At 63.8% G+C, this 21,242-nt stretch carries 22 protein-coding genes; 11 read left to right on the forward strand and 11 right to left on the reverse strand.

The window, feature by feature from the left end; all coding sequences use genetic code 11:
- Window positions 1-8: 8 nt before the first annotated feature.
- Genes J8I26_RS19585 through J8I26_RS19600 form a run of 4 tightly spaced genes read right to left on the reverse strand, consistent with a single transcriptional unit; the run spans window position 9 to window position 4,138 of the window.
- Window positions 9-2,336, reverse strand: a complete 2,328-nt coding sequence (locus tag J8I26_RS19585) for a chemotaxis protein CheA (RefSeq protein WP_209608789.1) — start codon at window positions 2,334-2,336, stop codon at window positions 9-11.
- Window positions 2,333-2,662: an STAS domain-containing protein gene (locus J8I26_RS19590; RefSeq protein WP_209608790.1), complete on the reverse strand. Its 330-nt coding sequence runs from the start codon at window positions 2,660-2,662 to the stop codon at window positions 2,333-2,335. The genes J8I26_RS19585 and J8I26_RS19590 overlap by 4 nt, the downstream gene beginning before the upstream one ends.
- Before the next feature lie 47 nt (window positions 2,663-2,709).
- Complete coding sequence (locus J8I26_RS19595) at window positions 2,710-3,078, reverse strand: response regulator (protein WP_209608791.1); 369 nt, start codon at window positions 3,076-3,078, stop codon at window positions 2,710-2,712.
- A 10-nt stretch (window positions 3,079-3,088) separates the two neighbouring features.
- Window positions 3,089-4,138 (reverse strand): chemotaxis protein, encoded by a 1,050-nt coding sequence (locus J8I26_RS19600; protein ID WP_209608792.1) that lies wholly within the window; start codon window positions 4,136-4,138, stop codon window positions 3,089-3,091.
- A 387-nt stretch (window positions 4,139-4,525) separates the two neighbouring features.
- Between J8I26_RS19600 and J8I26_RS19605 the strand changes: the two genes are divergently transcribed.
- The 3 genes from J8I26_RS19605 to panB all read left to right on the forward strand — a co-directional run bounded on the left by J8I26_RS19605 (window position 4,526) and on the right by panB (window position 6,478).
- Window positions 4,526-4,879, forward strand: a complete 354-nt coding sequence (locus J8I26_RS19605) for a DMT family protein (protein WP_209608793.1) — start codon at window positions 4,526-4,528, stop codon at window positions 4,877-4,879.
- A 123-nt stretch (window positions 4,880-5,002) separates the two neighbouring features.
- Complete coding sequence (locus J8I26_RS19610) at window positions 5,003-5,644, forward strand: deoxynucleoside kinase (RefSeq protein ID WP_209608794.1); 642 nt, start codon at window positions 5,003-5,005, stop codon at window positions 5,642-5,644.
- A 6-nt stretch (window positions 5,645-5,650) separates the two neighbouring features.
- Window positions 5,651-6,478, forward strand: a complete 828-nt coding sequence (gene panB, locus J8I26_RS19615; RefSeq protein WP_209608795.1) for a 3-methyl-2-oxobutanoate hydroxymethyltransferase — start codon at window positions 5,651-5,653, stop codon at window positions 6,476-6,478.
- Window positions 6,479-6,720: 242 nt separating this feature from the next.
- Here panB and dnaJ read toward each other — a convergent pair whose 3' ends face one another.
- The 6 genes from dnaJ to J8I26_RS19645 all read right to left on the reverse strand — a co-directional run bounded on the left by dnaJ (window position 6,721) and on the right by J8I26_RS19645 (window position 15,201).
- On the reverse strand, window positions 6,721-7,848 hold the full coding sequence (dnaJ, locus tag J8I26_RS19620) for a molecular chaperone DnaJ (RefSeq protein WP_209608796.1): 1,128 nt from the start codon (window positions 7,846-7,848) through the stop codon (window positions 6,721-6,723).
- 236 nt (window positions 7,849-8,084) lie between these two features.
- On the reverse strand, window positions 8,085-10,022 hold the full coding sequence (gene dnaK / locus J8I26_RS19625) for a molecular chaperone DnaK (protein WP_209608797.1): 1,938 nt from the start codon (window positions 10,020-10,022) through the stop codon (window positions 8,085-8,087).
- Window positions 10,023-10,168: 146 nt separating this feature from the next.
- Window positions 10,169-10,723: a nucleotide exchange factor GrpE gene (gene grpE, locus J8I26_RS19630; protein WP_209608798.1), complete on the reverse strand. Its 555-nt coding sequence runs from the start codon at window positions 10,721-10,723 to the stop codon at window positions 10,169-10,171.
- Between the two features lie 683 nt (window positions 10,724-11,406).
- The gene (gene hemH, locus J8I26_RS19635) at window positions 11,407-12,516 is read right to left on the reverse strand and encodes a ferrochelatase (protein ID WP_209608799.1); all 1,110 of its coding nucleotides are present in this window, start codon (window positions 12,514-12,516) and stop codon (window positions 11,407-11,409) included.
- A 31-nt stretch (window positions 12,517-12,547) separates the two neighbouring features.
- Window positions 12,548-14,194, reverse strand: a complete 1,647-nt coding sequence (gene recN / locus J8I26_RS19640; RefSeq protein WP_209608800.1) for a DNA repair protein RecN — start codon at window positions 14,192-14,194, stop codon at window positions 12,548-12,550.
- Window positions 14,195-14,283: 89 nt separating this feature from the next.
- Entirely contained in the window at window positions 14,284-15,201 is a 918-nt protein-coding gene (locus tag J8I26_RS19645; RefSeq protein ID WP_209608801.1) for an NAD kinase, read from the reverse strand.
- A gap of 36 nt (window positions 15,202-15,237) precedes the next feature.
- Here J8I26_RS19645 and J8I26_RS19650 point away from each other — a divergent pair, with 36 nt between their 5' ends.
- Window positions 15,238-15,975, forward strand: coding sequence for an HAD family hydrolase (locus J8I26_RS19650; RefSeq protein ID WP_209608802.1), 738 nt, complete (start codon window positions 15,238-15,240; stop codon window positions 15,973-15,975).
- A gap of 74 nt (window positions 15,976-16,049) precedes the next feature.
- The gene (hrcA, locus tag J8I26_RS19655) at window positions 16,050-17,075 is read left to right on the forward strand and encodes a heat-inducible transcriptional repressor HrcA (RefSeq protein ID WP_209608803.1); all 1,026 of its coding nucleotides are present in this window, start codon (window positions 16,050-16,052) and stop codon (window positions 17,073-17,075) included.
- A 181-nt stretch (window positions 17,076-17,256) separates the two neighbouring features.
- Here hrcA and fur read toward each other — a convergent pair whose 3' ends face one another.
- Window positions 17,257-17,682: a ferric iron uptake transcriptional regulator gene (fur, locus tag J8I26_RS19660; RefSeq protein ID WP_013232645.1), complete on the reverse strand. Its 426-nt coding sequence runs from the start codon at window positions 17,680-17,682 to the stop codon at window positions 17,257-17,259.
- A gap of 93 nt (window positions 17,683-17,775) precedes the next feature.
- On the opposite strand from fur, the gene J8I26_RS19665 reads away from it, so the two are divergent.
- The 6 genes from J8I26_RS19665 to J8I26_RS19690 form a co-directional block, all read left to right on the forward strand.
- Window positions 17,776-18,312: an outer membrane protein assembly factor BamE gene (locus J8I26_RS19665; RefSeq protein ID WP_209608804.1), complete on the forward strand. Its 537-nt coding sequence runs from the start codon at window positions 17,776-17,778 to the stop codon at window positions 18,310-18,312.
- A 25-nt stretch (window positions 18,313-18,337) separates the two neighbouring features.
- Window positions 18,338-19,144 carry a 4-hydroxy-tetrahydrodipicolinate reductase gene (gene dapB / locus J8I26_RS19670; protein WP_209608805.1) on the forward strand — a complete coding sequence of 269 codons (807 nt, stop codon included), beginning with the start codon at window positions 18,338-18,340 and terminating at the stop codon, window positions 19,142-19,144.
- 138 nt (window positions 19,145-19,282) lie between these two features.
- Window positions 19,283-19,978: a MotA/TolQ/ExbB proton channel family protein gene (locus J8I26_RS19675; RefSeq protein WP_209608806.1), complete on the forward strand. Its 696-nt coding sequence runs from the start codon at window positions 19,283-19,285 to the stop codon at window positions 19,976-19,978.
- Window positions 19,979-19,993: 15 nt separating this feature from the next.
- Complete coding sequence (locus J8I26_RS19680; RefSeq protein WP_209608807.1) at window positions 19,994-20,440, forward strand: biopolymer transporter ExbD; 447 nt, start codon at window positions 19,994-19,996, stop codon at window positions 20,438-20,440.
- Between the two features lie 17 nt (window positions 20,441-20,457).
- Window positions 20,458-20,784 carry a barstar family protein gene (locus tag J8I26_RS19685; RefSeq protein ID WP_209608808.1) on the forward strand — a complete coding sequence of 109 codons (327 nt, stop codon included), beginning with the start codon at window positions 20,458-20,460 and terminating at the stop codon, window positions 20,782-20,784.
- Window positions 20,785-20,952: 168 nt separating this feature from the next.
- Window positions 20,953-21,242, forward strand: a 290-nt coding sequence (locus J8I26_RS19690) for a hypothetical protein (protein WP_209608809.1), incomplete at its 3' end; no start/stop codon positions are given.

The raw sequence follows: 21,242 nt of genomic DNA on the forward strand, positions 1-21,242 counted from the left end.
GCTCTCGCTTATTGTTCCGACGCCACGCCGCGTTCAGGCTGCGGCGCTGCATGATTCTGTTCGTGTTGCTGCGTGTATTGCACCAGATGCGGAATGTCGATGATCAGCGCCACCCGGCCGTCGCCCAGGATGGTGGAACCCGACAAACCCTTGACCTTGCCGAACAGCCGGCCCAGCGGCTTGATCACGGCCTGGCATTCGCCCAGCAGGCCATCCACCAGCAGCCCCGCGCGTTGCTGGCCGTATTGCACGATCACCAGGCTGCGGCGGCCCTTCGCGCGCGCGGGCAAGTCGAACAGTTCGCGCAGGTTGACGAACGGCAGCGGCTCGTCGCGCACCGAAATGATGTTGTGCTCAGGCCATTGCGCCGGCATATCGATGCACTCCACCACCATGTCCAGCGGGATCACGAACACGGCATTGCCGACCACCACCTGGAAGCCGGAGATGATCGCCAGCGTCAGCGGCAGGCGCACCCGCACCACCGTGCCGCGCCCGGGTTCGGTATCGATCGCCACCTCGCCGTGCAACGCGTCGATGTTGCGTTTGACCACGTCCATGCCCACGCCGCGCCCCGACAGTGCGGTCACCTGGCGCGCCGTAGAGAAGCCCGGCTCGAACACGAAACGATAGATCTCGGCGTCGCTGAGATCGACGTCGGCGGTGGTCAGGCCACGTGCGATCGCGTTGGTGAGAATGCGCTCGCGATCCATGCCGCGGCCGTCGTCCATCACCTCAATCACCACGCTGCCGGACTCATGCGTCGCGTTCAGTCGCAGCGTGGCGCGCGGCTCCTTGCCGGCGGCGATGCGTTCGGCGGCGGGCTCGATGCCGTGGTCGATGGCGTTGCGCACGATGTGCATGAGCGGGTCGGCGATGCGCTCGATCATCGACTTGTCGAGCTCGGTATCGGAGCCGGTCATGACCAGCTCGATGTCCTTCTCCATGTCGCGCGCGAAGTCGCGCACGATGCGCGGGAAGCGCTGGAACACCTCATTGATCTGCACCATGCGCAGCGTCAGCGCCGCATCGCGGATCTGCTCCATCAGCGTATCGATGGCCTGGGTCGCCTCCTCGAACTGGGCGTCCTTGCGGCGCCGCGCGATCAGGCGCGCACTGGCGCCGGCGATCACCAGTTCACCCACGAGGTCGATCAGTTGATCCAGTTTGGAGACTTCGATCTTGATGAATTTCTGCTCTTGCGTGCGCCGCTCTTCCAGCGGACGCGGCCGGCTGTCCCAACCTTCGGCCACCGCGCCCGATGCACGGATCGCCGCTGCGACAGGCGCTTTCTGCAGCGGCTCGTCAATCGCCAACACCGCCGCCAGCGCACCGGCCAGCACCGGCTCGAGCACGGCGTCGTCGGCGCCACCGCACAGGGCCAGCCACTCCTGCTCAAGCAATGCGCCGTGACCCAGCCACATGCGCCCCAATGCGGCCGCGTCCTGCTCGCCCAAGCGCGCCAGCACCGTCGCGTAACTGAGCAAGGGACTGGCCGGCGGCAGGATCTCGATACGGCTGTCGTCGCGCACGAACTCGAAGACATTCTCCAGCGTCTGCCGGGTCGAGTCCGACACCAGGCAGATCTCCAAGCCCAGGTAGCAGCTCTCGGCATCCATCTCGGCCGCCTCGGGCATACGCTCCATTACCGGCATGATGGCCACGATGCGGCCCAGCGTGCGCAGGTAATGCAGGAAGGATAGCGGGTCCAGGCCGTCGCGCAGGACGTTTTCGTTGAACTGCAGCGACAGGTGCCAGTAGGGATTGGAGGCCACCACGTCCTCGCCGATGGCGGCCAGCCATGGGGAAGCAGGCGGCGATGATTCGGATGCGAAAATCGGCGCCGGCTCGGCATTGCCATCGTCGGCTTGCCCCGCCGGCCCGGGCGGCTGCGCGGCCTCCTCGGTTGCCTGCTCCTGCGCAGCTAGCGCGGCGTTCTTTTCGGCGCGGCGCGACATCGCGTTGAGCTCGGCTTCCAACGCCTGGCGTCGCGCCAGGTTGGGCTCCTGTTCTTCCTCGCGACGTTCGATGGCATCGACCAGTTCACCCACGTAGTCGCCGCATTGCAGTAGCAGCGACATCATGTGGTCGTTCAGCGGCAGCTCTTCGTTGCGCACCTTGTCCAGCACATGTTCGACCAGATGCGTGAACTGCACGATGCTGTCGAAGGCGAACAGGCCGGCCGAGCCCTTGATGGTGTGGGCGGCGCGGAAGATGGCGTTGACCGTGTCCTTGCCCGGCCCTTCCATCTCGATTTGCAACAACGCAGCCTCCATCGCCACCAGCAGTTCGCGGGCTTCCTGGACAACGGCGTCGCGGGCGGAGTCCTTTTTCATGCAGCCGCTTCCGCCTGCGGCGCGCTGTCGGCGCCGAACATCTCGTGCAACTGCAGCAGGTCGAATACGGCCAGCGCCGCCGGGCTGAACGCCGACACCTCGATCGCGCGCCCGCTGCGGCGAATCTCGCGCTGCAGCAACAGCAGCAGCTGCACCCCGGCGGTGTCGATCTCGTCGACTGCCGACAGGTCCAGCGACAGCGTGTGCTGCACGTGCGACAGCATGTGCAACAGCTCGGGCTTGCGTTCGGCAGCCTGGAAAATGGTCAGCTCACCGCCGAGGGCGAGTTGCAGGTTGCCATTGTTCGCGGTGTACTTGAGCGGCATGGTAAAACTCTCGGCGCTTTCTTTCGTGTTGGCGTTCCGGTGCGCCCTCAGGGCTGCACCAGCTTGGCCACGGCGTCGAGCAACACCGGTGGCTGGAACGGCTTGTTGACCCAGGCGCGGATGCCGACGGCTTTACCTTCCTGCTTGCGCGCCTCGCTGCTTTCGGTGGTCAGCATGATCACCGGCGTGAACTTGTAGGAGGGCATCTGCTTCATCTCACGCACGAAGGACAGGCCGTCAAGATTGGGCATGTTCAGGTCCGAAATGACCAGGTTGAACTTGCGGCCATCGAGCTTCTTCAGCGCCTCCTTGCCGTCGGCGGCTTCCACTACCTGATAGCCGGCACCCTTCAACGCGATGGTGATGGTCTGCCGCAGGCTGAATGAATCGTCGACGATCAATATGCTCTTTTCCATGAAGGCTCCGTCAAAAGAAGTCCACTTGCGACTGCGGTCCATTGTGGGAATGCTGCCCGGCGTGCACCTGTCGCTGCTCTTGGGTGGTATAGGTCTTTTCGAGGTCGGCCAGCCATTGTTCGGGCGACGGCAGCCCGGGCAGGTCGGTTTTCTGCAGCCGCACGATGTCGCCTTGCAGGTGGTCGAGGATCTGGCTGATGCGATCCTGGAATTGCAGGTTGACCAGGATGTCGCACACCTCGCGGTCGACTTCCCGGTTCTCGCCTTCGAGCTGGTCGACGGTGGCCGACAGCTTCATGGCCGACTGGCGGAAATCGGACACCACCTGGTCGATCACTGCGCGCGAATTCTCGATGATGCCGTCAGCGCCGGCCGACAGCTCGCCGGCGGCGCCCACGGCAGCCTGGATCTGCTGGCGCACGGCGCGCGCGCGGGTGGAAATCTGTCGACTGTTCTCGGCCGAGCGCTCGGCCAGCTCCTGCCAGCTCTGCTCGCTGCTCAGGAGGTCGGTCACGCCGGTGTGGCCGGCCAACTGCTCGTTCTCTTGCGCCAGGCGGCGAATGTCTTCATTGGAGGCGGACAGCGCCTCCAGCTTGAGCAACAGCGCCTGGCGCGAGGCCAGCACGTTTTCCAGCGCCGAGGCGATGCCGCCCAGTTGCTCGGCGGCGCTCTGGATCACCTGCAACACGTCGGCGTTCTTGCCGCCCTGCGACAGGTTGAGCGCGCCGCCCAGGCGCTCATGGATGCCCACGAAGCGCGCGGTGAGATTATCGATGGCCGATTTGGTCTGGCTGCGCGCCAGCTGCACGTGTCCCTGCCACACCGGCAGCACGCGCTGCAACAAACCGGACAACCTGTCGCCGTCATCGGGGGCCGGCAGCGCGACGGCTCCTGCTCCGGCTGCAGTGGCCGCAGCCGGAGCAGGCAGGCAGGTGAGATAGAAGGCGCCGCCGATCAACAGACCGACCAGGCCACCCAACCACCAGTGCTGGGCCAGCATCATGAACAGCAGGAGGTTCACGAAACACAGCACCGGCAAAATATTGCGAAGCGATTTCACAGCCATCCATCCAGAAAATGTTGTCGTTTTGACTGCACTGTCCTGGCTCCCCCGGACATCCATCTTTCATTATCGGCAGTACGAAACTGTTTTTTTAGCAATATTTCGAATATTTTGGTAAATATTCCCGCATTGCTGTCTGACGGCACGCGCCGCAGAAGCAACAATCGGCGGCGCGCCAGGTCTATCATGCGACGCGTGCATGGCAGAGTCACCGAGCCAATGCACCGAAGAGGTCCCAGCCTGATTGTGCAGGCGTGACCAGAATAGCCTTGGGAGGAATAAAGGCCAATTTCCCGCTGAATTATCGGCCACGCATCGCCGGGGGCGGCGCCCGCACATATTAATTATTAAAAAGACAACTCAAACCAAATAAATCCTCATCCCATGTTCAATTCCATTCCCGTCTGGTTGCAAACTGCCGGTCTGCTGGCCCTGTCCAACATGTTCATGACCGTGGCTTGGTATGGTCACTTGCGCAGCCTGGCCGCCAAGCCCTGGTGGATCGCCGCGCTCATCAGCTGGGCCATTGCCCTGTTTGAATATCTGCTGCAAGTGCCGGCCAATCGCATCGGCTACACCCAGTTCAGCCTGGCGCAGCTGAAGATCATGCAGGAGGCGATCACGCTGACCGTGTTCGTGCCCTTCGCCATGCTCTACATGAACCAGCCCTTCAAGCTCGATTACCTGTGGGCTGGCCTGTGCCTGGTGGGCGCGGTGTACTTCATCTTCCGCACCTGAGGCGGCAGCCGTCCGCACTCGCCGTCCCCCGGGATCCCCGCGGCCGGAACGCCGCGGCGAAATCATCTACAATGCCGCACCCGATCGCACCCGGCGTGCGCCCTGAAAGCAAGCAAGGGAAACATGGAACTGGAAAGCTATCGCTACATCGCAATCGAAGGCCCCATCGGGGTTGGCAAGACTTCGCTGGCCACGCGGCTGGCGACGCTGTTCGGCGCCGGCGCGATCCTTGAGCAGCCGGCCGACAATCCTTTCCTCGAGGCCTTCTACCGCGATGCCGGCCGCCACGCGTTCCAGACCCAGACCTTCTTCCTGCTGCAACGTATTGCGCAACTGCAGGCGCCGCTCGATCCGGCGCTGGCGGCCGAACGTTTCGTCGCCGACTTCATGCTGGAGAAGAATGCCTTGTTCTCCCAGCTGACCCTGGCCGGCGATGAACTGCAGCTCTATCAGGCGCTGCACGCGCAACTGCGTCCGCAGGTGCGCCTGCCAGACCTGGTGATCTACCTGCAGGCGCCGACGCCAACGCTGCTGGCGCGCATCGCCCAACGCGGCATCGGGATGGAGGAAGCGATTTCCTCCGACTATCTGCAGCAGCTGTCCGACAGCTACAGCAATTTTTTCTATCACTACGAAGAGACGCCGGTACTGACCGTCAATACCGAGCACCTGGATCCGGCCCACAACGACGCCGATCTCCAGGTACTGCTGCAGCACATCGAAGCGATGCGCGGCAAGCGCGCCTTTCTCAATCAGGGAGGTTGATTTCCAATGGCAGGCTATCTTCAGGAACCGGGCGCCGCGCGCACCAAACCGGTCACCACACACGCGCTGCAGGCCATGCGCGCCAAGGGTGACAAGATCACCATGCTGACCTGCTACGACGCCAGCTTCGCCACGCTGATGGAACGCGCCGGCGTGGAGACCGTGCTGATCGGCGACTCGCTGGGCATGGTGTGCCAGGGCCACAACTCGACGCTGCCGGTGACCATTAACGACATCGCCTACCACACCGCCAGCGTGGCGCGCGGCGCCGGCACCATGCTGGTGATTGCCGACCTGCCCTTCGGCACCTACGCCACCCGCGAGGATGCGTTTCGCAATGCCGCCATCCTGATGCAGGCCGGCGCGCAGATGATCAAGCTGGAAGGCGGCGTCTGGCTGGCCGACACCATCAAGTTCCTGACCGAGCGGGGCATCCCGGTGTGCGCCCATATCGGCCTGACGCCGCAGTCGGTTCACCAGCTGGGCGGCTTCAAGGTGCAGGGCAAGACCAGCGACGGCGCCACCCAGCTGCATGCCGACGCGCTGGCAGTGCAACAGGCCGGCGCATCGCTGGTCGTGATTGAGGCGGTGCCGGCAGCACTGGGCAAGGAAGTCAGCGACCGCATCAGCATTCCCACCATCGGCATCGGCGCCGGCCCCGACTGCTCGGGCCAGGTGCTGGTGATGCACGACATGCTGGGCGTGTTCCCCGGCCACAAGAGCCGCTTCGTGCGCAACTTCATGGAGGGCGCCGACAGTATCGAGCACGCGCTGAAGGCCTACGTGGCTGCAGTCAAGGACGGCAGCTTCCCGGCACAGGAGCACTGCTTCTGATGCGCGCGTATGTCGTCGTTCGACAGGACGGCTGTGGATAAGATAAGAAAAGCCCGGCACATGCCGGGCTTTTTCATTGGCGGGATTGAAACGCACAATACGATCTGCACGATCTGCACGATCTGCACGATCTGCGCAGCTCTCGCCGCAAAGGCCGCAGGCAAGAAAAAACGGCCGGGCTTGCGGCCGGCCGTTTTTCTCTTCAGGAATGCAGCACGAACTGCACGCCTTCCCGTCATGCCTTACTCGAAGAACTCCTTAACCTTGTCCTTCCAGGTCTTGGTCTGCGGGCTGTGCTTGGCGCCGCCTTCGGTGGTCAACTGCTCGAACTCGCGCAGCAGCTCCTTCTGGCGCTCGGTCAGCTTGACCGGGGTCTCGACCACTACGTGGCAGAACAGGTCGCCGGGGAAACCCGAGCGCACGCCCTTGATACCCTTGCCGCGCAGACGGAAAGTCTTGCCCGACTGCGTGCCCTCGGGGATCGAGAAGGAGGCCTTGCCGTTGAGCGTAGGCGCTTCGATCTCGCCGCCCAGCGCCGCCTTGGCGAAGGAGATCGGCATCTCGCAATGCAGGTCGTCGCCGTCGCGCTGGAACACGTCGTGCGGCTTGATGTGGATTTCCACATACAGGTCGCCCGGAGGACCGCCGTTGACGCCCGGCTCGCCGTTGCCGGAGGAGCGGATGCGCATGCCGTCGTCGATGCCTTCCGGAATCTTCACTTCCAGCGTCTTGTTGCGCTTGATACGGCCGGCGCCGGCGCAAGTCGGGCACGGCTCGGGGATCACCTTGCCGCTGCCGTGGCACTTCGGGCAGGTCTGCTGGATGCTGAAGAAGCCCTGCTGCATGCGCACCTGGCCGTGGCCGCCGCAGGTCGAGCAGGTCACCGGCGAGGTGCCGGGCTTGGCGCCGCTGCCGTGGCAGGTATCGCACTCGTCCCAGGACGGCACGCGAATGGTGGTCTCGAAGCCGTGGGCGGCCTGCTCCAGCGTGATCTCGAGGTTGTAGCGCAGGTCTGCGCCGCGGTACACCTGCGGGCCCGAATTGCGACCGCGACCACCGCCGCCGCCGAAGATGTCGCCGAAGATATCGCCGAAGGCGTCAGCAAAACCGCCCGCGCCGGCGCCGCCGCCGGCACCCATGTTGGGGTCGACGCCGGCATGGCCGTAGCGGTCGTAGGCGTCGCGCTTCTGCGGATCGGACAGCATCTCGTAGGCTTCCTTGACCTCCTTGAACTTCTCTTCCGCGCCCTTGCTGTCCGGGTTGCGGTCAGGATGGTACTTCATCGCCAGCTTGCGATAAGCCTTCTTGATTTCGTCATCGGTGGCGTTTTTCGCCAGGCCGAGAATTTCGTAAAAATCGCGTTTTGCCATTTCGTGTAACCCACCTTGTTATTGTGTTTCGCGGTGATTAACTGCGGAAACCAACAATGTGAAAAAGCCGAGTTCAGCTGTTGAGGCTGCGGGACTCGGCGTGCCCTGCCGCGCTGTTGCTGCCGCGCGACCCGGGATGATGCATCTCAAAAATCCGCCCGGGCCGCGCAATGCGCATGGATTTCCACGCGCATCGCGCCCCGGGCGCGAGGTCCGATCTTGCGATCAGACTCGGATTACTTCACTTCCTTGAAGTCCGCGTCGACGACGTTGTCGTCCTTGGGCTGGGCCTGGCCGGTCGCGCCTTCGGCAGCACCAGCGCCGGCCGCGCCGCCGGCAGCGGCTTGCGCCTGCTGGTCGGCATACATCTTCTCGCCCAGCTTTTGCGCAGCAGTACCCAGCGCGGCGGTCTTGGCGTCGATGGCGGCCTTGTCGTCGCCCTTCAGGACGTCTTCCAGCTCCTTGATGGCGGCTTCGATGACTTCCTTCTCGCCGGCAGCCAGCTTGTCGCCGTATTCGCCCAGCGCCTTCCTGGTCGAGTGCACCAGCGCGTCGCCCTGGTTGCGGCTCTCGGCCAGTTCACGCAGCTTCTTGTCTTCCTCGGCGTTGGCCTCGGCGTCGCGCACCATCTTTTCGATCTCGTCTTCGTTCAGGCCCGAGTTCGCCTTGATGGTGATCTTGTTTTCCTTGCCGGTGGCCTTGTCCTTGGCGCCCACGTGCAGGATGCCGTTGGCGTCGATGTCGAAGGTCACTTCGATCTGCGGGGTGCCGCGTGGCGCCGGCGGGATGCCTTCCAGGTTGAATTCGCCCAGGCCCTTGTTGCCGGCGGCCATTTCGCGTTCACCCTGGTAGACCTTGATGGTCACGGCCGGCTGGTTGTCGTCGGCAGTCGAGAACACCTGGCTGAACTTGGTCGGGATGGTGGTGTTCTTCTTGATCATCTTGGTCATGACGCCGCCCATGGTCTCGATGCCCAGCGACAGCGGGGTCACGTCCAGCAGCAGCACGTCCTTGCGGTCGCCCGACAGGACCGAACCCTGGATCGCGGCGCCCACGGCGACGGCTTCGTCCGGGTTGACGTCACGGCGCGGATCCTTGCCGAAGAACTCCTTGACCTTCTCGATGACCTTGGGCATGCGGGTCATGCCGCCCACCAGGATCACGTCGTCGATGTCGGACACCTTCACGCCGGCATCCTTGATGGCGGTGCGGCAGGGTTCGATGGTCTTGGCGATCAGCTCTTCCACCAGCGACTCCAGCTTGGCGCGGGTGATCTTCAGGTTCAGGTGAACCGGCGCGCCGTTGGCCATGGCGATGTACGGCTCGTTGATTTCGGTCTGCTGCGAGGACGACAGCTCGATCTTGGCGCGCTCGGCGGAAGCCTTGATGCGCTGCAGGGCGATGGCGTCCTTGGACAGGTCCAGGCCGTTGATCTTCTTGAACTCGTCGATGATGTAGTCGATCAGGCGCTGGTCGAAGTCTTCGCCGCCCAGGAAGGTGTCGCCGTTGGTGGACAGCACTTCGAACTGCTTTTCGCCGTCGACGTCGGCGATCTCGATGATCGACACGTCGAAGGTGCCGCCGCCCAAGTCATACACGGCGATCTTGCGGTCGCCCTTCTCTGCCTTGTCCAGGCCGAAGGCCAGTGCAGCCGCGGTCGGCTCGTTGATGATGCGCTTGACGTCCAGGCCGGCGATGCGGCCGGCGTCCTTGGTCGCCTGGCGCTGCGCGTCGTTGAAGTAGGCCGGCACGGTGATCACGGCTTCGGTGACTTCTTCGCCGAGGTAGTCTTCGGCGGTCTTCTTCATCTTGCGCAGGACTTCAGCCGAGATCTGCGGCGGCGCCAGCTTCTTGTCGCGCACGCCGATCCAGGCGTCGCCGTTGTCGGCGGCCACGATCTCGTAGGGCATCAGGTTGATGTCCTTCTGCACTTCCTTTTCCTGGAACTTGCGGCCGATCAGACGCTTGGACGCGTAGATGGTGTTGCGCGGGTTGGTGACAGCCTGGCGCTTGGCGGGTGCGCCGACGAGGATCTCGCCGTCTTCCTGGTAAGCGATGATGGAGGGCGTGGTGCGCGCGCCTTCCGAGTTCTCGATCACCTTGGGCACGTTGCCTTCCATGACGGAAACGCAAGAGTTGGTGGTGCCCAGGTCAATGCCAATGATTTTTCCCATGATTTTTCCTTCGTTCTTTCAGCCCTGGATGCCGGGCTACAGTAGTTTTTGATAGTTTTAATATGTGGAGGGAAGACGGACTTTCAAGCGCCGGAACCAGGCCGAAAAGCAAATTTTGTGCCTTTTTCTCCCCGGCGCCCCGTCGCTTACTTTCCCTGCGCCACCGTCACCAGCGCCGGGCGCAGCAGACGGTCGGAAATCATGTAGCCCTTTTGCAAGACGGCCACCACGGTGTTGGCGTCCTGCTCGGCCGGCACGGCGGAAACCGCCTGGTGCTTCATCGGATCGAGCTTTTCGCCGGTTTGCGGGCTGACTTCCTGCAGCTTGTTCTTCTCGAACGCCGAGGACAGTTGCTTCAGGGTCATGTCCACGCCTTCCTTGAGCGACTCCAGCGAGGCGTTTTCGATCTTCAGGGCCATTTCCAGGCTGTCCTTGACGGCCAGCAGCGACTCGGCGAAACCTTCGATGGCGAACTTGTGGGCCTTGGCGATATCGTCCTGGGCGCGGCGGCGGATGTTCTCGCCTTCGGCGCGGGCGCGCAGGAAGGCGTCCTGCATCTCGGCAACCTTGGCTTCGGCCGCGGCCAGCTTGTCTTCCACGGTGGGCTCGGCAGGAGCGGCCTGGACGCCTTCGGCTGCGGCGTCAGCGGCGGCTGCAGCTTGCTGTTCGTTCTGCGCTTCCTGTTTTTCCATGTCTTGCATTCCTGAATTACCTCCAACAAATCAATCAGTGATGTGCGGCTGCAGGGCTTGTTTCCCGCCTGCCGACGCGGCGATGCCGCTCAAATATGGCATACCCCTGAATTTTCAAGGGCTTCTTGCCCTGTTTTCCTTGGTTTCTTGCCTATTTCTGCTGTCTCAAGGCCGAAAGTGTTACCGGCTGTTACAGAAATTACCGAGCTCATCTTCAAGTTAATACGACCTTGACCTAAGATGAATTCAAGCCTGAGCCGTTTCGCGCTCAGCGCGACCTGGACGCGGCGCTGCCCGGTCTGGACCTCCGGGCCCCGTTCCATCTAATGGGGTAACACCATGAAACTGCCACTGATTGCGGCCACCATCCTGGTCGCCGCCTACAGCCTGCTGGCCACTGCCTGGATCAGCTATTCCCACTTGGTGGGCCTGTTCGCGCTGTAGACTCGTTGTAGAGCCTTATCCGCAAGACCGGCAAGCCACCCGCCAGCCTCCTCATTGTTCTTCTAGGGAAGAGACAGCGATTCAGCCTCGCGCGAATTGCCATTCCAACAAGCGAAAGATTGCCCGCGCGCAAGCACCGAGCCCGCTATTCTAGCAGGCCGCAGGCGGCTTTCCGCCGAATCGGCGCATCCGCGGCAAGAGAACAACGGCAACAAGGCAGCCGCGGCCAAATGAAGGGAAAACCAGCCTCAGCTGCCCGCCCCCATGGCGGCGGCGCGCTCGGCCGCAATCTGCGCCTGGCGCGCCATTTCCTCGCGCGCGGCGGCGTTGCTCATGGTCGGCCAGCCGGCCAGGTGTTGCTCGGCGACGTCGACCATGCCGGCAATCCATGCCGGCGACTCGTTCAGGCAAGCGATGAAGTGGAATTCCTGGCCGCCGGCGTGGAGGAACTCGTCCTTGCCCTCCATGGCGATTTCTTCCAGGGTTTCCAGGCAGTCGCTGGTGAAACCAGGGCACATCACGTCGACCCGGCGCACGCCCTGGCGCGCCAGCTCTTGCAGCGTCGGCGCGGTATAGGGCTGCAGCCATTCGGCCTTGCCGAAGCGCGACTGGAAGGTCACCAGATATTCGTCCTGCGACAAACCCAGCGACTCGGCCAGCAGGCGCGCCGTGCTGTGGCATTCGCAATGATAAGGATCGCCCAGCAGCAGCGTACGCTTGGGCACGCCGTGAAAACTCATCACCAGCTTTTCCGGCTTGCCATGCAACGCCCAATGGTCGAGCACCGACTGGCGCAGGGCCTGGATGTAGCCGTCGTGGTCGTGGTAGTCACGGATCAGGCGCAGCTCGGGGATATTGCGCACCTGGCGATAGTGGGCAAACACCGCGTCGAAGATGGAGGCGGTAGTGGTGCCGGAATATTGCGGATACGCCGGCAGCACCAGGATGCGCGTACAGCCCTCGGCCTTGAGCCGGTCCAGCACATCGGGCAGCGCCGGGCTGCCGTAGCGCATCGCATGGACCACCTTCAGCTGGTGATGCCCGCGCGCGGCCAGTTGTGCGCCCAGCGCCGCGGCCTGGCCTTCGGTATGCACCCTCAGCGGCGAGCCGCGTTCGGTCCAGATGCTGGCGTACTTCTGCGCCGACTTCGACGAACGGAACGGCACGATGATGCCGTTGAGGATGAACCACCAGACGGCGCGCGGAATCTCCACCACCCGCGGGTCCGACAGGAACTGCCTCAGGTAGCGCCGCAGCGCGGGTGTGTCGGGCGCGTCCGGCGTGCCGAGGTTGACCAGCACCACCGCAGTGGACGGCAGGGCGCCGTGGGTGTGATTGGGTTCTTTGCGAAAGGCCATCGATCTCTTGTTCTTGGAAAGTGCCGCGCGTTCAGGAAGCCAGCAATTCGCGCGCGTGCTTGCGGGTAGTGGCGGTAATTTCCAGGCCGCCCAGCATGCGGGCGATTTCCTCCACGCGCTCCTTGGCGTCCAGGCCGTCGATCTGCGACAGCGTCTTGCCGGCTTCGCTGCGCTTGCTGACCTGGAAGTGCTGGTTGGCCTGGCTGGCCACCTGCGGCAGGTGGGTCACGCACAACACCTGGCGCTCCTGCCCCAGGCGCTTCAACAGCCGGCCCACCACCTCGGCCACGGCGCCGCCGATGCCGCTGTCGACTTCGTCGAAGATCAGCGTGGGCGTGCTGGTGGCCGCCGAGGCGATCACCGAGATCGCCAGCGAGATGCGCGCCAGCTCGCCGCCCGAGGCGACCTTGGCCAGCGGGCGTGGCGCCACGCCGGCATGCCCGGCCACCAAAAACTCGACCTGCTCCAGGCCGTATGCGGCCGGCTCGGCTTCGTTCAACGCGATGGCAAAACGCCCGCCCGCCATCGACAGGTCTTGCATTGCGGCGGTCACAGCCTCGCCCAGCGCGGCTGCGGCCTTGGCGCGCGCCTTGGAAAGCTTGCCGGCCAGCGCGAGGTAGGCCGCCTTCAGCTTTTCCTCCTGCGCGCGCAACGCATCGAGGTCGCTGGCGTCGGCCAGTTGCTTGAGCTGCTCCGACAGGCTCTGGTATTCCTGCGGCAGGTCGTCCGGTTGCACGTGGAACTTGCGGGCGGTGGAATGCACTGCTTCCAGCCGCTCTTCCACCGCGTGCAGGCGCGCCGGATCGAGCTCGACCCGGCCGAGGTAATCGTTGAGGGAATACACCGCCTCCTGCAGCTGGATCTGCGCCGGCTCCAGCGAGTCGAGCACCGGCTTCAACGCCGAATCCACGTCGACCAGCTTGCCCAGCTTTTGCGTAATCGACGACAGCTGCGACAGAATCGGCGACTCCGATTCCGAGATCGCCGACAGCGCCTCCTGCGCGCCGCCGATCAGCGCTGCGGCATGCGACAGGCGGCTGTGCTCGGCGCTGATCTCGGCCCACTCGCCTGGCTTGACGGCCAGCTTTTCCAGCTCGGCCACCTGCCATTCCAGGCGTTCGCGCTCCAGCAGCACGTTGCGCGCGTTCTGTTCGAACTCTTCACGCTGCCGCGCCAGCGCGCGCCAGGTCTTGTACGCCGTGGCAACGTCGCGCGCGGTCTCCAGCAGACCGGCCTGGCTGTCCAGCAACTGGCGCTGGGCATCGGCGCGCAGCAGGGACTGGTGCGCGTGCTGGCCGTGGATGTCGACCAGCATCTCGCCCAGCTCGCGCAACTGCGTGGCGGTGGCGGCAATGCCGTTGACGTAGGCCTTGGAGCGGCCGGCGTTGTCGATCACGCGGCGCAACAGCACGCCGCCGTCTTCGTCGGCAAATTCGTGTTCGTCCAGCCAGGCCTGCACCTCGGGCGTGGCGGCGAAGTCAGCGGTGATGTCGGCCTTGGCCGCGCCCTCGCGCACCACGCTGGCGTCGCCGCGTCCGCCCAGCGCCAGCGCCAGGGCATCAATCAGGATGGATTTGCCGGCGCCGGTCTCGCCGGTGAAGACGGAAAACCCGCGCGCGAATTCGAGCTCGATGGCATCGACAATCACAAAGTCGCGGATCGTGAGGGTACGCAGCATGGTGGTATCGGGAAACGGTTGGACAGGCAGGCAGCGTCGGTTGCCATCATGACGCGCGGATGACCCGCTGCCCACATGACGGAATCGGATTATTGTAATCGTCCCTCGATGGAGGGATATTCATTCCAGTGCAGCTTCTGCCGCAAGGTGTCGAAATAGCTCCAGCCCTCGGGATGCAAGAAGGTGATCTTGTGCTGCGAGCGACGAATCACGATGCGGTCGCCATGCAGCACGCTGGTCAGCGACTGCATGTCGAAGTTGGCGCTGACCTCGCGTCCGGCCACCACCTGGATCACGATCTCGCAGGAGTCGGACACGGTGATGGGGCGATTGGACAGCGCATGCGGTGAAATCGGCACCAGCACGATGCCGTGCAGGCTGGGATGCAGGATCGGGCCGCCGGCCGAGAGCGAATACGCGGTGGAGCCGGTCGGGGTGGCCACGATCAGGCCGTCCGAACGCTGGTTGTACATGAAGCGCCCATCGACCTCCACCCGCAGCTCAACCATGCCGGAGGTGGAGCCACGCGCCACCACCACATCGTTCAACGCCAGCGCGCGGAAGATCTCGCCGCCCTCGCGGTAGACCCGCGCCTCCAGCAACGAGCGCGACTCGGCTTCGACCTTGCCGTCCAGCATCTCGCCCAGAGCCGGTATCATTCGGTCCTGGGGAATATCCGTGATGAAGCCCAGACGCCCCTGGTTGATGCCGATCAGCGGCACGTTGTACGGCGCCAGCTGGCGCGCGATGCCCAGCATGGTGCCGTCGCCGCCGACCACGATGGCCACATCGGCGTGGGTGCCGATCTGCTCCGGCGTCATGCTGTCGTAGCCCTGCAGCGCGATGTTGTGCGCGGTCTCTTCTTCAAACACCACGGTGTGCCCGTGCGACTCGAGGAAGACCGCGATATCGGACAAGAGCTGCGCAATGCCGACGGCTTGGAACTTGCCGACGATCGCGACGGTTTTGGGTACGGCTGCCTGGACGGGTAATTTGATGGGCCACATGCTGCGGATTAGACCATAATTTGAGATGACTTTGTGATGAATACCACCGCCTCTTCCGCGCCCACGCGCGCCTCCCGCCCCGCCGTCAAGGCCGTGCTGTTCGACCTCGACGATACGCTATGGGCGATCGAACCGGTGCTGGTGCGCGCCGAAGCGCTGCTCTATGAATGGCTGCAAACCAACGCCCCGCGCGTGGCCGCCGCCCACACCGTAGCCAGCCTGCGCGAGCGGCGCATGGCGCTGATGCAGACCGACCCGCTCTACCGCATCGACCTGTGGAAGCTGCGCCATGCGGCACTGTCCGACGTCTTCACCGAACATGGCGAAGACCTGGCGTTGGTGGAAGAAGCAATGGCGCTGTTCTCGCAGGCGCGCAGCACTGTGGAGCTGTTCGGCGACGTCGAACCGGCGCTGCAGCGCCTGAAGCAAACGCTGGCGCTGGGCAGCGTCTCCAACGGCTTCGCCGACCTCGAACGTATCGGCCTGGCCGGCCACTTCGGGGTCTCCATCGCGGCGCACCGTTTCGGCCGCGCCAAGCCGGACGCCGCCATCTTCCATGCCGCCTGCGAGGCCTTGGGCGTGGCGCCCGGCGAGACCGTCTACGTCGGCGACGAGCCGTATCTGGATGTACAGGGTGCGCAGCAGGCCGGCCTGCGCGCGGTGTGGATGAACCGTTTCGACCGCGCCCTGCCCGAGGGCATCGTGCCCGACGCCGTATGCCGCGACCTGCACGAGCTGCGCGACTGGCTGGACGCCCAGGCCGCGCAATCCTGAGGCCGACGCCCCGCACAATCACCCGGGCCGCCGTCGGCGGCCTTTTTCGCCGATAACTCGTTAGAATATGGCTTATGCAACTCGATAACCGCGCCCGCACACTCCTGAAGGCGCTGGTCGAACGGTACATTGCCGACGGCCAGCCCGTGGGTTCGCGCGCGCTGTCGAAACTGTCCGGCCTGGAGCTGTCGCCGGCCACCATCCGCAACATCATGGCCGATCTCGAAGAGATGGGCTTCGTCGCCAGCCCGCACACCTCGGCCGGCCGGGTGCCCACGCCGCGCGGCTATCGCATGTTCGTCGACACCCTGCTGACGGTGGAGGCGATCGACGAAAGCGCGTTGGAAGGCCGCCTGCAAAGCCGCCTGCAGAACTCCTCGCCGCAAAAGATCATCACCAACGCCGCCCAGGTGCTGTCCTCGCTGTCGCAGTTCGCCGGCGTGGTCATGACGCCCAAGCGCGAGTCGGCGTTCCAGCAGATCGAGTTCCTGCGGCTGTCCGAGAAACGCATCCTGCTGGTGATCGTCGACCACGGGGGCGACGTGCAGAACCGCATGCTGCTGACCGATGTCGATTACACGCCGAGCCAGCTGACCCAGGCCGCCAACTACATCAACCAGCACTACGCCGGCCAGTCCTTCGAGCAGGTGCGCTTGCGCCTGCAAAGCGAACTGCGCCAGCTGCGCGACGACATGACGGTGCTGATGCAGGCCGCGGTCGAAGCCGGCAGCGACGCCATGAACGAGGATGCCGACAACAACGTGGTCATCTCCGGCGAACGCAACCTGCTGTCAGTGACCGATCTTTCCTCCAACATGAATTCGCTGCGCCGCCTGTTCGACATGTTCGAGCAGAAGACCGGTCTCTTGCAGCTGCTGGACGTGTCCAGCAAGGCCACCGGGGTGCAGATCTTCATCGGCGGCGAATCGCAACTGGTGCCGATGGACGACATGAGCATCGTCACCGCGCCGTATGAGGTGAACGGCCGCATCGTCGGCACGCTGGGCGTGATCGGCCCCACCCGCATGGCCTACGAGCGCGTGATTCCGATCGTCGACATCACCGCCAAGCTGCTCTCCAGCGCATTGAGCCAGCACTGAATCGCCGCTGCTCGCACACCGCGCAGGAAAAACAAAAGCCACGTGCATCCACGTGGCTTTTTTTATTGACGCTTCAGAAGCTTTGCACTGCCTTTTCATTTCATTGCCGCTGTAAAGCCGGGAAAAATCCCGGCAAGGAACTGGGCCGCAGCGGCAACGGATGTAAGCAATTACATCCGGATCACTTCTTCAGTTTCTTGCAGTTCTTGCAATGACCGTACAGCGCCAGGGCGTGATCGGCGATTTCGAAACCGTGTTCCTGGGCAATCTTCAGCTGGCGCTTTTCGATCTCGGCGTCGAAGAATTCCTCGACCTTGCCGCAGTCCAGGCAGACCAGGTGATCGTGGTGCGAACCTTCATTGAGCTCGAACACGGCCTTGCCGGTCTCGAAGTGGTTACGCTGCAGCAGGCCGGCTTGCTCGAACTGGGTCAGCACGCGATAGACGGTGGCCAGGCCGACGTCGAGATTGTCGGAAAGCAATTGCTTGTAGACATCTTCGGCGCTCAGGTGGCGCACGGAGGTGTTCTGGAAGATCTCCAGGATCTTCAGCCGCGGCAGGGTGGCTTTGAGGCCGCTGGCCTTGAGTTCGGATGGATTATTAGGCATGGTTGAGTAAATTCCTGATTATCTGGCTTATCATATAGTGTTTTAGGCCCATGGCTCAACCCGGTTGAAATCTTTATGCGAATGCTTTCCCGAATGAAGTCCCGTACCCACCATGCCGCGATCGTCCTGTTCGCGGGGCTGACTGTCGCACTGTCGGGTTGCTCCTCGACCAAGGCGCCTGAAAAGGCGGCCAGCGCCGACAATTCGAACGTGAAGGTCTCCGGCAAGAGCAGCAGCTTGTTCGGCTTCCTCAAGCCGTATCGCATTGACATCCAGCAAGGCAACTTCGTCTCCAAGGAAATGGTCGCGCAGCTGCGCCCCGGCCTGTCGCGCGACCAGGTTCGCTTCGTGCTCGGCACCCCGCTGCTCAACGACATGTTCCACGTCAACCGCTGGGACTATGACTTCCGCCTGGCCAAGGGCAATGGCGAGATCATCACCAGCCGCGTCTCGGTGTTCTTCAAGGACGACCTGCTCGACCATATCGAAGGCGGCGAAAACCTGCCCACCGAGAGCGAATACCTGACGCTGATCACCGACGCCAAGACCGGCTCCAAGGCTGCGCTGACCAACAACAACAGCGAGACCAAGCCGGCCGCGCCGCAGGCGCCGTCCTCGGCCAAAGAGTAACCGCAACCCGTCATCCGAATACCCTATGACCGCACTGAACATCGCAGTGGCCGGCGCCTCCGGGCGCATGGGCCGCATGCTGATTGAAGCCATCCTCAACGCCGACGACCTCAAGCTCACCGGCGCGCTGGACGTTCCCGGCTCCGCCGCCGTGGGCACCGACCCCGGTGCTTTCCTCGGCAAGTCCACCGGCGTGAAGATCGAATCCGACCTGGCCCGCGGCTTGGCCGGCGCCAATGTGCTGATCGACTTCACTCGCCCCGAAGGCACCCTGAAGCACCTCGAATACTGCGCCGCGCATGGTGTCAAGGTAGTAATCGGCACCACCGGTTTTGAACAACCGGGCAAGGACGCCATCGCCGCCGCCGCGCAAAAGACCGCCATCATGGCTGCGCCCAACATGAGCGTGGGCGTGAACGTGACCCTGAAGCTGCTGGAAATGGCGGCCAAGAATTTCGCCCAGGGCTACGACATTGAAATCATCGAAGCCCACCACCGCTTCAAGGTCGACGCCCCCTCCGGCACCGCGCTGAAAATGGGCGAAGTCATCGCCGACGCGCTGGGTCAGAAGCTCGACGACGTCGCCGTCTATGCCCGCGAAGGCGTGACCGGTGAGCGCGATCCGTCCTCGATCGGTTTTGCCACCGTGCGCGGCGGCGACATCATCGGCGACCACACGGTGCTGTTCGCCGGCATCGGCGAGCGCATCGAAATCTCGCACAAGTCTTCCAGCCGCGTCGCCTACGCCATGGGTAGCCTGCGCGCCGCGCGCTTCCTCGGCGGCAAACAGACCGGCCTGTACGACATGCAGGATGTGCTGGGCTTTCGCTAAGCCCTGATCCCGCGAGGCCCGCCATGACATTCGCTGCCGCACCCGACCAGGTCCGGCAGCGAATTTTTTTGGCCGGCCGCGCTCCAAGCCATTGCTCCTTCGCCGCCTCCGGCGGCCTCTTCTGAAAGACCAGACAACATGGAATCCAACACCGGATTTGCCCATTATTGGGCGCAAGGCGATGCCGTCTCCCACTCCGTGGCCTACCTGCTGCTGATCATGTCGATCGCCAGCTGGTTCTACATTCTCTCCAAGGCCTGGGCCGCCTGGCGCATCCGCCGCGGCAGCAACGCGCTGGAACAGTTCTGGCAGGCGCCGACGCTGGCCGACGCCATGGCCGCCATGCAAAGCGTCGACAGCGAACAGATCTACACCCCCATGGCCGAGCGCGCCTCGGACGCCGCCGACATCTTCAATCGTCAACAGGCCGCGCCCTCGCTGAACGCCGCCACCGCCCCTGACGAGCTGATCACGCGCACCCTGCGACGCGAGATCAACCGCGTCTCCGCGCGCCTGGAACGCGGGCTGACGCTGTTGGCCTCGGTCGGCTCGACCGCCCCCTTCGTCGGCCTGTTCGGCACCGTCTGGGGCATCTACCACGCGCTGGCGGCGGTCTCGGCCAGCGGCACGGTGCAGATCGACAAGGTCGCCGGCCCGGTCGGCGAAGCGCTGATCATGACCGCGCTGGGCCTGGTGGTGGCGATCCCCGCCGTGCTGGCCTACAACGCCTTCACCCGCATCAACCGCGTGGTGCTGGCCGAACTGGACGGCTTCGCGCACGACCTGCACGCCTACTTGACCACCGGCGAACGCGTCGGCGGCGTTCGTAAATAAACCGGGGAGATTGTCATGAGCTTCGGCGGATTCAACGACAACCAGAACTCGGCCCCGATGGCCGACATCAACGTCACGCCCATGGTCGACGTGATGCTGGTGCTGCTGGTGATCTTCATCATCTCGGCGCCGCTGTTCACGCATGCGCTCAAGCTCGACCTGCCCACCGCCAAGTCGCAGCCGGCACCGGAAAAACCCGAAACCGTCACCGTCGGCATCGACGCCGCCGGCAAGCTGTACTGGAACGACCAGCCCGTCAGCGCCGCCGAAATGGACCAGCGCATGGCCTCCGCGGCCGCCAAGCAACCGCAGCCTGAAATGCAGCTGCGCGCCGACAAATCCACCCGTTACGAAACCATCGCCGAAGTCATGTCCGCCGCGCAAGGCGCGGGTCTGACCAAGCTCGGCTTCGTCACCGATCCCAAACCCGGCGCGAACAAACCCGCCGCCGCAACACCGTAAGAGAATCGACAGCAATCATGGCAACCGTACAACTGGCGGGCGACCGCATCACCGACTGGGACAGCTTCCACACCGAATGCGCGCAAGCCTTCGGCTTCCCCGACTTCTACGGCCGCAACATGGACGCCTGGGTCGACTGCCTCTCATACCTGCGCGACGACGACGGCATGACCCGCTTCAAGCTCAAGCCCAAGGAAATGCTGCGCATCGAAATCAGCGGCAGCGCCGACTTGCACAAGCGCCTGCCCGACCTGGTGGAAGACGTAGAGTTCTGCTGCACCGCCATCAACGACCGCTGCGAGGATTACGAAGAAGCGCCGATGATCGAGCTGATCTGGAAGTAAGACGTTCTTGGCGCGACAAACGCCAATGAATGCTGAGGGGAATGATGGATGCCGGCATCCGGGGAAGCGCGACGGACGACGCTGGATCCCTGCCTTCGCAGGATGACGGATTAAGTGGGACGGACGCCTGTCGCTGAACATGCGATGAGGATTCATGCAGCGTGAGTGATGGATGCCGATGTCGGAGAGGCGCGACGGACGACACTGGGTCCCTGCTTTCGCAGGGACGACGGATTACATCAGATAGCGAGCCACCACATCGAAGCCGCAGGCGAGCAGCAAGCACACGAGGCCGCAGGCGAGGATAAAACCACGCGATGCCGTAAGAGAGCGCCAATCCCGATGCCGCAGGCGAGGCGGCTGGCATTTCCCCTTGTGGGCCAGCCGTCGGAGTGCGCTGAAAAATGGATCAGCAAGGCAAGCGGAGCGCAGCGACTTTGCCTTGCCCATTTTTCAGC

Source organism: Herbaspirillum sp. LeCh32-8 (assembly GCF_017814915.1).
GTDB lineage: Bacteria > Pseudomonadota > Gammaproteobacteria > Burkholderiales > Burkholderiaceae_D > Herbaspirillum.